The sequence below is a fragment of the Desulfatiglans sp. genome, from assembly GCA_012513605.1.
GTDB lineage: Bacteria > Desulfobacterota > DSM-4660 > Desulfatiglandales > HGW-15 > JAAZBV01.
Genome location: JAAZBV010000023.1, coordinates 16432 through 28398 on the forward strand (window position 1 = coordinate 16432; position 11967 = coordinate 28398).

Below are 11967 nucleotides of genomic sequence, written 5' to 3' on the forward strand. Positions count from 1 at the left end.
TCAGGTATTCTATATTATCTTCAAACAGCCTCCCTCTACCCAAACTGTCTATTTTTTCTACCATATGGTATTTTTATATTTGTAATAGCATTAAAATTATTATATTTTAAAATTTTTTCTTTTTGAAAGAAATTAATCCATCTAAAGGGAGAATTATATGAGCTCAAAAAAAATGACAATTGAAGGTAATGAGGCGGCAGCATACGTAGCATATGCTATGAGTGATGTTGCAGCGATTTATCCGATAACGCCATCAAGCACAATGGGTGAATATTGCGATGAATGGGCCGCTAACGGCAGAAAGAATATTTTTGACCAGGTTCTTAATGTAGTAGAGATGCAATCTGAGGCAGGGGCTGCAGGCGCTGTCCATGGCGCACTTGCAGCAGGGAGTCTTTCAACCACTTTTACTGCTTCACAGGGGCTTCTTTTAATGATCCCCAACATGTATAAAATTGCCGGTGAATTGATGCCAACTGTCTTTCATGTCTCTGCAAGGGCAATTTCATCCCATGCCCTCTCTATTTTCGGTGATCATTCCGATATTAACTCCGTCCGACAGACAGGTTTCAGCCTCTTGGCCTCGGCCTCTGTACAGGAAATAATGGATCTTTCGCTGGTTGCTCACCTTGCCAGTATACGCGCAAGTTTGCCTTTTGTTCATTTCTTTGACGGTTTCAGGACATCAATGGAAATACAGAAGATAGATATGATAGATTATGCCGATATGGCAAAGCTTATCGACCGCGAGGCTATTGAAGACTTTAAAAGCAGGTGTCTTAACCCTGAATACCCGCAGATGCGTGGCACAGCACAGAACCCGGATATCTTTTTCCAGAACAGAGAAGCTACCAGCCCATACTATGCGATGATCCCTCACATTGTACAGGAAGAGATGCAGAAGGTATCAAAACTGACCGGGCGCAAATACAACCTCTTTGATTACGTGGGAGACCCTGAAGCTGAAAGGGTGATTATATCCATGGCATCAAGCTGTGATGTAATTGAAGAGACGGTTAACTACCTTAACAGGGCAGGAGAAAAGGTTGGATTATTAAAGGTCAGGTTATATAGCCCCTTTTCAAAAGAACACTTTTTCAGGGCAATGCCGGCAACTGTTTCCCGTATTGCAGTTCTTGACAGGTTAAAGGTCCCTGGAAGCCTAGGTGAACCTCTATATCAGGATGTATGCACGGTCTATCAGGAAAGCAATAGCAGCCCTGTAATTGTTGGCGGCAGATACGGCCTTGGCAGTAAGGATTTCACACCGGCAATGGCAAAGGCTGTGTTTGACAACCTCCGGTCAAGCGTACCCAAGAATCATTTCACGGTCGGCATCAATGATGATGTAAGCCATTCATCCCTTGAAGTTGGACCTTCAATAGACACATCTCGCAAAGGCACAATACGCTGCAAATTCTGGGGGCTGGGTGCCGACGGTACGGTAGGCGCCAACAAGAATGCAATCAAGATTATTGGTGAAAACACAAACATGTATGCCCAGGCCTATTTTGCCTATGATGCAAAAAAATCAGGCGGAAGCACTGTTTCACACCTGAGATTCTCACCTGATCCCATACAGTCAGCATACCTTTTGACAGAGGCTGAATTTATAGCATGCCATAACCCTTCGTATGTTGATCAATTTGATCTTCTTGATGGTATAAAGGAGGGTGGCTCATTTCTTCTGAATTCACCATGGACACTCAAGGAGATGGAACAAAGGCTTCCTGATCGTCTTAAAAGGATAATCGCCTCAAAAAATATCAATTTTTATAATATGGATGCGGTTAAGATCGCTGAAGATGTCGGTTTAGGCGGCAGGATAAACATGATCATGCAGGCTGCCTTCTTCAAGATAGCTAATGTCATACCCCCTGATGAAGCCCTTGACTACATGAAAGATGCCATAAAGAAGACCTATGGCAAAAAGGGTGAAAAGGTAGTACAAATGAATATTGATGCGGTTGATAAATCCCTTGGTTTTCTTGAAAAGATCAATTACCCTGAGTCATGGAAAATTGCAGGTCATGAGGAATACATGAAACAAACTGGTGATGACCCTGAATTTGTTTCAGATGTCATGAAGCCCATGCTTGCACTTAAGGGTGATGAACTGCCTGTAAGCGCCTTCAGTCCAGATGGAATTTTCCCGACCGGGACAGCAAAACATGAGAAAAGAGGGATAGCCATTAATGTCCCTGAATGGATACCTGAAAACTGTATCCAGTGCAACCAGTGCGCTTTTGTATGTCCGCACGCGGTTATAAGACCTGTGCTCGCTGATAATGATGACCTGACAGATGCACCTGAAGGATTTGTCACCATAGATGCCATAGGTAAAGAGCTAGATGGGCTTAAGTACCGTATACAGATAAGCCCACTTGACTGTACAGGCTGTAGCAACTGCGCTCAGGTGTGCCCTGCAAAGAAAAAGGCACTGGTTATGAAACATCTTAACACACAGACAGAACTTCAGGTAAAAAATCATATCTTCTCTACGACCATACCGGCAAGGGATAACCTGATGCCAACAAATACCGTGAAGGGCAGCCAGTTCAAGCAGCCTCTCTTTGAATTTTCCGGGGCATGCGCAGGTTGCGGTGAGACACCCTATATCAAGGTAATCACACAGCTCTTTGGTGACAGGATGATAGTTGCCAATGCAACCGGATGCTCATCCATTTACGGGGGATCCGCGCCCAGCTGCCCTTACACAGTCAATGATGAGGGCCACGGTCCTGCATGGGCAAGCTCGCTGTTTGAAGACAGTGCGGAATATGGCTTTGGCATGGAGCTTTCAGTAAGTCAAAAAAGGAGCAAGCTCTCTGACCTCATTAAAAAGGCAATGGAAGAAAGCATTACAGATGCACTAAAAAAGGCCTGCGAGGGCTGGCTGGATAATATGAATGACGGTGAAAAATCAAGGGAGTTTGGTTTAAAAATTATAGAAAATATCGAGATAGAAATGACAACCGGAAAGGAATATATTCCTGTGCTTATGGATATCCTTAACATGTCCGACTATCTTACAAAAAAGTCCATCTGGGTCTTTGGCGGTGACGGCTGGGCATATGACATAGGCTATGGCGGCCTTGATCATGTAATTGCAATGGCCCATGATGTAAATATCCTTGTGCTGGATACAGAGCTTTATTCCAATACAGGCGGCCAGTCATCAAAAGCCACACCAACCGGCGCAGTAGCAAAATTTGCAGCAGGAGGAAAACCAACCAGGAAGAAGGACCTTGGCAGGATGGCAATGACTTACGGTTATGCATATGTTGCATCTGTGTCAATGGGCGCCAATAAAAATCAGTTTTTAAAGGCGGTTATAGAGGCAGAATCATATCCGGGTGCATCCCTTATTATTGCCTATTCACCCTGTATAAACCATGGCATTGATATGGGCATGAGTCAGGAAGAGGAGAAAAGGGCTGTTGAGTGCGGTTACTGGCCATTATACCGCTACAACCCGCTTCTTGTAGAAGAGGGCAAAAACCCCTTTATCCTTGACTCCAAAGAACCGACCGGAAGTGTAAAGGATTTCCTTATGAGTGAGGTCAGGTATTCAAGCCTTACGAGGACCTTTCCCAAAAATGCAGAGAAGCTCTTTGCCGAGGCAGAAAAGGATATTAAGGAGAGATACAGGTTATACAAAAGAATGGCTGAAGAATAATTTTTACTTTTCTTCAAACATTTATAATTGACAACTTGAGGGAGAACTGGTAGGAGATACCCTTCATTTAAATGCGCCCGTAGCTCAGCTGGATAGAGCGCCGGGCTTCGAACCCGTAGGCCGCAGGTTCGAATCCTGCCGGGCGCGCTTGGCTATAAAATAAATGGGCCTGTAGCTCAGTTGGTAGAGCAGTTGACTCTTAATCAATTGGTCGAGTGTTCGAGTCACTCCAGGCCCATCAGCAATAACAAGGGTTTCAAGGTTTAAAAAAAATAGACCCAATAAATATAAGGCTTTCAGCGTTAAACAATGTTGAAAGCCTTTATTTTATCACTATTACACTGATCAGACTTTCGCTTTCTCTTAAATAGTCTATTTTTTGTACACGGATAGTACACGGTTTCAGACTTATTTATACTCAACAAATAAATGGAGGGGGTAATATGTCGAAAGGATATGTCATTTGTATCAGTGCCTTGTTTGTTTTTATGCTGGTAATAGCAGGAGACCTATCTGCATTAACATTAACCATTGATTCAAAATCGAATATATATGGCGCCGGCCATTCGGAGCCCCCAGCGCCAACTGGTAATACTTCTGGAGCTGGAATACTCCCACCTGTATATTACATAACTGAAAATTCACCTTACATTTTGACTTTCTCAAGCATCACAGGATTAAAATCTTATAATAGTGGGGCTAACTGGTGGGATGCTGAAGGATATCAAATATGGGATGATAGCAGGGCCTTCCCTTCTTGGGACGGTATATCCGGTATGGAAACAAATTCATTTCAATTCTTGGCAGGCGTTTTCCTTGATGATAATGAGCCAAGAGATCCAGCACCATTAAGTCTTGATTTTGGTCCTACAGGTTTGACTCGTAATTTTACAGAAGTATCTCCGGAAATAGCTCAACTATTTTTTATTGGTGATGGAAAGACAGATTCAGGTTTGACCCAGTCATTTTTTATTCCTGAAAATGCTACTCGTTTATACTTAGGATTTATCGACACGAATACTGACGTACCAACACTCCTGCCAGGGTCTTATTTTGATAATGTCGGGTCAGTTACAGCCACATTTGAAATTTCTTCAACTCCAGTTCCCGAACCTTCAACAATACTACTTCTATTAACCGGAATAATTGGTCTTACAGGATACAGACTCAGAAAGGGCGGTCAAGTGCATTAAAACACATCACCCATACAATAAATAAATACATAGGAGATTTCATATGAATGCCAGAGTTCTAATTTCTTCAATATGTATAATAATCCTGATAGGTGTTGTATCGGGTCTTTTTATCTCTTATAAAAGCAATGATACTAAAGATTCCGAAATTATGAGTCTGATTATAGATGGTCAATACAGTGAAGCTCGCAGTCTTGCATATTCATATTATAAAATGTCTGAACAAGCACTTGCCTGGTCTTCATATATCAGTGATAAAGAAAGCCAGAATTACATTGATGATAAAAAAGCAATTATTTTGCTCGATAAGGATCTGGCGTATAAATATGGCGGTATTTACATTAAAGGAAATTTAAAAAATAATGGAGACAAAACCATTAGTTATTTTAAGATAACAACATCTTTCCTTAATGGAAATAAAGAAATTATAGATTCAGCTTTTACCAATTGCTTAGAAAAAGTATATCCCGGAGCCATGAAACCATTTGAAATAAGATCTCCTGATAATGGAGATATTCAATTCTCAAAAACAAAGATAGAAGAAATTAATCTTGAATAACCCTTGCAAAATACCTTCTATCCCTAAGTGTCTACTACATAAGCAAAAATAAAAAAAGGCATAACACTGTTTACCGCTCAAACCCTTGCCAGTTAAGGATCTTTAAAAAATCGTAGGACCACCAGTAGACCTACAGACCCGGCCTCATAGGATCAAATATGATCCTACAAAGGGGCTTTCATAGTACTGTATACAGTCTTATGTACCCATGGAAAAACAGGCTTGTGGTAAGTTGTGGTTATGTGTTGCCTTGTGTGGTCAGGGTGTGGTCAGCCTGTGGTCAAGCTTTCGATTTTTCATAGACAGTATTTTTTCCAAAATATTTTTAAAAAGACATTTAGAATTCCCCAGATACTTATGCTATATATGGCAAATATCCAAATTGGGAGATAAACATAATCTCTGTAATCACTTATGTGAAAGGACATCCTATGGAAAAATACGATAAATTATTAGCTGCAATACTAACAAATGCTCATTTCAATTTGAAAAAACTTCACCATTTGACTGGACAATCAATGGATGACTATGAAATAAAACAAATTGTTGAAGACGTTTATAAACGCTACTTAGATTCAGATATTCTCTCTTCAAATGAGGATTCTGATTCACCTAACCGGTGAGTTTTCAGAATACTAAGAGCTTCACAGAATATACTGTCAGCAATTTTATAATTTAAATTAGGTAATGACTGAAAAAGCCCTTTAATGACTTTTTTTGCCTCAAACTCTATAAATTTACTATATGAATCAAAATGTCTCGACATTAATTACCTCCCTAGTAAAAGGATTCAGGTTTCATGTTACCGACGAATAATTTTCAACCAGGATCAACGATCTCAGGCCTCAAGCTGGGTAGGTATTGGCCAGCACCCTGCTTTATGGAGTGCCGGCCAATGGAGGCTAAACAGCCTGGAAACTCTCAGTCACTCGGGATCGTTGAAGAAAGTGTCGGTATCAATGAAAACTCGCTTCCATAAAAAATATTGGAAAAAATTTTCACTTCCTGCAGAAGAGTTTCAAGCTCTTTTTCATGGGCCATTATCGGGGTGCAGAGTTGAAATTTTTTCTGCTCTTCACCCCAAGGAAATTCCAAGGCCTGAAATTGGTCATAACTCTTGCATTTCGAAAATATTTGATAAAGCCCCGACTGCAAAGGGTTCCGCATTTTGCCAAGTTCTTCAATCAACTCAAAAACAACTTTTCCATAATCATTAAGGGCCTGTAACCCGGATATTATCTCCGCTGCTTTTTTCAAATACGGCGCTGATTTATTGAAATAATTTTCCTGGAGCTGCGCCTTGAGTTCGGCAATTTCCAATTCACTCAGCAAGGCATTAAGCTGACTGTCAAGAATCTGAAGAGCTCCTTCGAGCTGCTCATTTTCCGTAAGTAATGTTGTTATACGATTTACTCCGGATGAAATCGAGGCGGGTTTTCGCTCTTTTTCAGCTGCATTTATGATCAACCTGATATTTGAGGCCTTCAAGCTGTCTATTTCCTTTTCTTTATCGGCCTTTTCAGCCTTCAAGGATTCGATCTTTTCTTTAATCCCATTGATTTCCTGAGATATTTCGGCAACTGTTTTCATGTTATTTCCCTCCCCTTTTAAGGATACGGTCAACCAGGAGATCCTCTTCAAGGGATTCCCGGGCCTCTTCACGGCTCATGCCTTCAGTTTCGATTTCATTGAGGGTCTTTCGCTTAGTCACCGGGTCACTGCTCGCCAAACCGATAACCCTGTTGACAAGAACATCCTCATCAATGCTTGAAATCTCTGGCTGTACTTCATCCGTTTCAACAAGGGCAGCATTACCCTGCGCCTCAAGCCGATCAAGCCTTTTATTAAGATTGATGTTACTTGCTTCAATGCGGTCAAGGACCTGCATAGGTGTCTCAGTCACCACATGCCTGACAGATGAAGCCTGCATTGAACTTCTGATCTCTCGATCATTACCATATACCGCGATCATCCGTAACCCGTTTTCACAATCATAACTCATAGTTTCCATAGCTTTCCTCCAATAAATATTTTATCGTTCGGATTCTCCGGGCCAACGTGACACGGTGATTTTTTCAAAATAATTTGTGGTCAGTACCCGCACTCAAAAAACAGGCCCCCCCTATCTTGTGTTTTCGGGGAGGGGGGGGGGTATAAAACCTTATCAATACTTCCTGTCACTACTGCGTGACCTTGTATCTATGCATCTATCTGTTATACTTCCCTGCCTGCTCTTGCTTCCATAATCATCTATCTATATCTTCTTGACTGACAAGAAGAGAGAAACACCCGGGGAGGCATTGCCTGGCGGAGGTTTCCATTTCTCCATGATCAAGATGTCCCCCAGGTGTTTCATGATTGACCCCAAGGCAACCTGCATGTCGGCGTAAAGCCAGTCTGTCAGGCTATGCCCCAGGGTTATATTATTCACTGAGGTTTTACCTCCTCAACAAGACCATTCTTTTCAATCCAGTTCCTTAGGTTTAACACCGTACAACTGTATTTTCTGGCAACATGGGCTTTGCTTACCCCGGTCTTAAGCATGCTTATGATCTCTTCACGATGTTCATCCAGCTTGGACTTACCAGGCCCTTTCGGTCTCCCCAGTTGAACACCTGCCGCCTTTCGTGCTTTCAGGCCCTCCTTTGTTCTCATAGATATAAACTCCCTTTCAAGGTCCGCAAACAGGCTAAGCATTGTTGACATAATCTTGGCTTGCATACCGTCACCATTCAACTCAAGGTTTTCCTTCACAGAATAAACTGCAATACCTTTATCCTTTGCCACCTTCAGGATCTCAAGGACCTCAAGCGTTGACCTGCCAAGTCGGCTTAACTCGGGGACAATGATTCTATCGTTTGACCCTAGATCATTTATAATCGAGCTGATTTCACGATCTTTCCAGGACTTCTTCCCTGAGGCTGTCTCGGTCACAAACTGGACTTGACCAAAGTCCCTTGAGTTTGCATACTGTAAGACATCAGCCTTGTTTTTTTCAGTATCTTGCTTTTCTGTTGAAACCCTTAAATAACACATTGTCTTTGCCTTTCTCTTTTCCATGATATCGCCTCCTAAATATGAAAAGGTTATTTACATATTTAAAATATACGATATCAGATAATGAATGTCAACCTATTTTATTATACGAATCAAGTAATTTATAACGATCGTTTTCATTATCGTTACTGAAAACTCTCACTGCCCTTTATCCCCGATCAAGGCCCATGGCTTTTTCATAACCGCCATAACCGTTTCGCCTTCGGTTTTCCTGGTCGGGCTCTTTTTCTGTTCGGATTAAATTACTATATGAATCTGTCAGTCGTGATAAAGCAGTTATTTCACTTGCAGAAGGTTTTTCCTTTGCCTCTCTCATTTTCCTACTCAAACCGTTTATTAGCCTACTCAATTCCGAACTCACTTTTTCCTTGTCCATATTTATGCACCTCCGTGCTTTATTATTGCCCTATTGTTCTTTATTATATACATATACTGCACTTTCGATACTGTGTGCGTTAATTATTGTGCACATGTACGTGCTCGGTATCACTTACCCCTTGCCTTTTTCCACTTTTTTTATACTTTATCATGAGCGACCTATAATCTCTTTTAATATCAAACTGTTAAAGAAACAATTTTTCTTATTACCTGATCTTCTTTACCTGCTCTGACAATTTATTGACTTCAATTTCTTACCTGCTTTTGCTGACTTTTCAATGGAATGTCACAGATTTTTTAATCATTAAGCTAAGCCAGAAACCACGCCATTGATTCAACAGCTCCCTGAACCGGTTTACATCTCCATTGCTACAGGCAAGTGTATAGGCTGCTTCCATCTTTAAGGCCTTATGGGCGAACCCTTTAGGCATTTCCTTCATTTCATAGTTGCTTGAAAGCTTTGTATTGAATTCAAAGATCGTACGATCGATATCCATGTCAAAGTCATGCTGTCCCGCTGTCCCATCACTATACCCTTGAAAAGTGGGACACTTTGTTTTATCACTATATATATTATATAAGTTATTAATATTATTATATTTATTATGTATATTATTAATATCAGTTATTTCTTGCTGTCCCACGGGTTTGGGACAGTTATCATTGATCTGTCCCACTGCCTGTCCCACGGGGTGTCCCACATTTTCCTTGTGAAGAACCTTGTCAGCTAAGGCTTTTAGGCTCGGTGTCCCACATATTGTTTTAGATGCTGTCCCGCTATTCTCTCTATTTTCTATCGACTGTCCCACTATTGGCGAGGATAGGGTTTGGGACAGTGGGACACCTGATTTTTTCGTGTCATTTCCCATTTTTATGGACCTCCTTTTTAAGCAATCTTTGCACTTTAGATTTCGATAAACCGGTTTCCTTTTCGATATCACGGATAGATAGTCCTTCTTTTTGTAATGTGATTATCCGGGTCAGCTCAACATCCTCAATATCTCGGCACGTCCAGATCAGGCCTCTTGATTTATCAGAGGTGAGTATGGCCTCAAAAGGTTTGGCCTCGTCCCCGATAATACCTCTCGCTTTTTCGAGATGGACCTCAAACCGGGCTCCCTGGTCTATCGTATAATCCGAAGGACGCTTTAGCACGATAACCGTATCAAGGATGTCCTCGCGGGAAGAAGTGCCTCGTTGGCCTCCTGACTTATTCCCATGGTGAATCAGCATTACAGCTATACCGCGACGTCTCAAACTCAATAGCCAGTCCTGCATCGGGTACCACGATTCAGTTTCATTATCCTTTTTATTTGACCTACAAAGGGTCGCCAGGTTGTCTACAATCACCAACTTAACCCCATCGAGCGCAGGCTCAATCAGGGCCTGACCTTCTGGTGTTGAGAGGTTTATTGATCTATCCTGTAGATCTGGCGTGATAATTTTGAAGTAACCCGGCATGGGCTCAAGGGGATACGCTCTGACTATCCCGGCAAGCTTTTCTTGCATTGTTACAGCAGGCATTTCGCCATCAATGTAAAGCACCGGATATGCCATTGGTGCCTGCCATCTGCAAACTGATTGTCCGGTAGCTGCTGCATATGCGATAGTTAAACCCAGGTTGGTTTTCCCTATGCCTCTCATGGCGTACAATAGCACAAGGCCTTGGGAAGGTATTATTGGCGCGAGTATGTATGTGCGCTGAGCTATATTCATCCCCAAAAAATCATAAAGTTCCAGCACCCGTAAAGGCGATACTGTATTTTCCGGGGTACCTTCTGCGACTTCTGCGACAGTTGCACCCTCCAAACATCGTTTCACAGCTTCAATACCTTCAGAAACATGCAGGTCATTAAAGTCAGTCCCTGTCCCTGTTTTAAATACCGGAAAGGCCACCTTTGCACTGATTGACCGCGCGGCGGCTTCTGCTTTTGTCCGGCCAGGGTTTCCGGGTGTTTGAGTGTCATCATCTCCACATACAACAATTTCACTGTCAGGATATTTTCCGCGGACCATGTGTGCGACTGTTTCAAGGTTTCCGGCTGAAAAGGAGACATAAACCGTACATCCGGTCGCTTCATGAACTGATAGTCCAGTCCCGATACTTTCGGCAATATGCGGTTTGCTATCGTCACCAGGGATTATAAAAAATCCGCCTGCTATTTTGCCTCCCTTTAAAAAAAATTTGTCTTTGCCATTGATTTTTTCAGGCAGAATTCTTTGCAATGACATAATCTCGCCATCAGGGCCATAGACAGGTATTACAAGATTTCCCTTTTCATCTTCCTTGAGTCCAGTACATGGTTTAACACCTTTGCGTTTTAGATAAGGGTTTCCTAAGCTTGTATCAGGTAGAGTATTAATTAACTTTTTCGTTTCTATAGCAGCCTGTCTCTGGGTTTCAGATTCATTAAGTTCCGGGCTTTTTCTGAGTTCTTCCCGCTGCCTTTGGCGTGACCACTTACCATCATCACGGCCAACAGTCTTGGCTGCATCTTTATAAGTGAGTCCCTTTCTATCTCGCAAGAACTGTATAGAATCACCTTTTATACCGCATTGTCGGCAGTAATATTGATCACTGTCTGGCCACACCAGAAACCTATCAACACCACCACACCAAGGGCAGGAAGTCGAATATTCGTCTGCTGTTTTTCGGGTTAAAACGCTACCACATGATTCGACCAGGTCCTTCAAATTACTGTGCGGCAAATTCCCTATTTGTGCATCAGAAATAGTTTGTGTGGGAGGCATTATATTATTTCCCATCATATGCCCCTCCTATCCCATCCTTCGCTCAATCCAATTGATGAGATCTGGCACAGGATACGCTACCTTCCTCCCTATGCAAACCCTGACAGGTCCTAAGCCCTTCGAATCTAAGTTTGCCATATATCTGGCGGTTAGAATGCCGCCAGAAAATTCTGAAATCTTTTCCCTGGCGACAATAGCACTTGGCCATTTTTCAGAAAGGCTTGCTAACCCGACTTTCGCTATTGGGCATGTTTAAAAAAATAAGTAATTGAAAATATGAAGTATTTTTTAGCAGAGGTTAAAAAGTCTTCACTACAGAGACATTTAGCCCTTGTGATAGCTCAGGTGGA

General features: G+C 42.0%; 11 protein-coding genes and 2 tRNA genes. 6 read left to right on the forward strand and 7 right to left on the reverse strand.

Annotated features, from left to right (window positions below; all coding sequences use genetic code 11):
- Window positions 1-157 precede the first annotated feature (157 nt).
- The 6 genes from nifJ (at window position 158) to GX654_02775 (ending at window position 6054) form a co-directional block, all read left to right on the forward strand.
- Entirely contained in the window at window positions 158-3679 is a 3522-nt protein-coding gene (gene nifJ, locus GX654_02750; GenBank protein NLD35766.1) for a pyruvate:ferredoxin (flavodoxin) oxidoreductase, read from the forward strand.
- A gap of 73 nt (window positions 3680-3752) precedes the next feature.
- Window positions 3753-3826: transfer RNA gene (locus GX654_02755), tRNA-Arg, on the forward strand.
- Between the two features lie 18 nt (window positions 3827-3844).
- Window positions 3845-3917, forward strand: a tRNA-Lys gene (locus tag GX654_02760).
- 205 nt (window positions 3918-4122) lie between these two features.
- Complete coding sequence (locus GX654_02765; GenBank protein NLD35767.1) at window positions 4123-4872, forward strand: PEP-CTERM sorting domain-containing protein; 750 nt, start codon at window positions 4123-4125, stop codon at window positions 4870-4872.
- A gap of 43 nt (window positions 4873-4915) precedes the next feature.
- Window positions 4916-5431: a hypothetical protein gene (locus GX654_02770; GenBank protein ID NLD35768.1), complete on the forward strand. Its 516-nt coding sequence runs from the start codon at window positions 4916-4918 to the stop codon at window positions 5429-5431.
- A gap of 431 nt (window positions 5432-5862) precedes the next feature.
- Entirely contained in the window at window positions 5863-6054 is a 192-nt protein-coding gene (locus tag GX654_02775) for a hypothetical protein (protein ID NLD35769.1), read from the forward strand.
- A 298-nt stretch (window positions 6055-6352) separates the two neighbouring features.
- Here GX654_02775 and GX654_02780 read toward each other — a convergent pair whose 3' ends face one another.
- From GX654_02780 to GX654_02810, 7 genes are all read right to left on the reverse strand, one after another.
- On the reverse strand, window positions 6353-7021 hold the full coding sequence (locus GX654_02780; GenBank protein ID NLD35770.1) for a hypothetical protein: 669 nt from the start codon (window positions 7019-7021) through the stop codon (window positions 6353-6355).
- A gap of 1 nt (window position 7022) precedes the next feature.
- Window positions 7023-7442: a hypothetical protein gene (locus tag GX654_02785; protein NLD35771.1), complete on the reverse strand. Its 420-nt coding sequence runs from the start codon at window positions 7440-7442 to the stop codon at window positions 7023-7025.
- 243 nt (window positions 7443-7685) lie between these two features.
- On the reverse strand, window positions 7686-7862 hold the full coding sequence (locus GX654_02790) for a hypothetical protein (protein ID NLD35772.1): 177 nt from the start codon (window positions 7860-7862) through the stop codon (window positions 7686-7688).
- On the reverse strand, window positions 7859-8491 hold the full coding sequence (locus tag GX654_02795) for a recombinase family protein (GenBank protein ID NLD35773.1): 633 nt from the start codon (window positions 8489-8491) through the stop codon (window positions 7859-7861). The genes GX654_02790 and GX654_02795 overlap by 4 nt, the downstream gene beginning before the upstream one ends.
- 145 nt (window positions 8492-8636) lie before the next feature.
- A complete protein-coding gene (locus GX654_02800; GenBank protein NLD35774.1) occupies window positions 8637-8864 on the reverse strand; it encodes a hypothetical protein in 228 nt (75 codons plus the stop codon).
- A 277-nt stretch (window positions 8865-9141) separates the two neighbouring features.
- Window positions 9142-9735 carry a hypothetical protein gene (locus GX654_02805; protein ID NLD35775.1) on the reverse strand — a complete coding sequence of 198 codons (594 nt, stop codon included), beginning with the start codon at window positions 9733-9735 and terminating at the stop codon, window positions 9142-9144.
- Window positions 9725-11635 carry an AAA family ATPase gene (locus tag GX654_02810; protein NLD35776.1) on the reverse strand — a complete coding sequence of 637 codons (1911 nt, stop codon included), beginning with the start codon at window positions 11633-11635 and terminating at the stop codon, window positions 9725-9727. Before GX654_02810 ends, GX654_02805 begins: the two co-directional genes overlap by 11 nt.
- Between the last annotated feature and the right edge of the window lie 332 nt (window positions 11636-11967).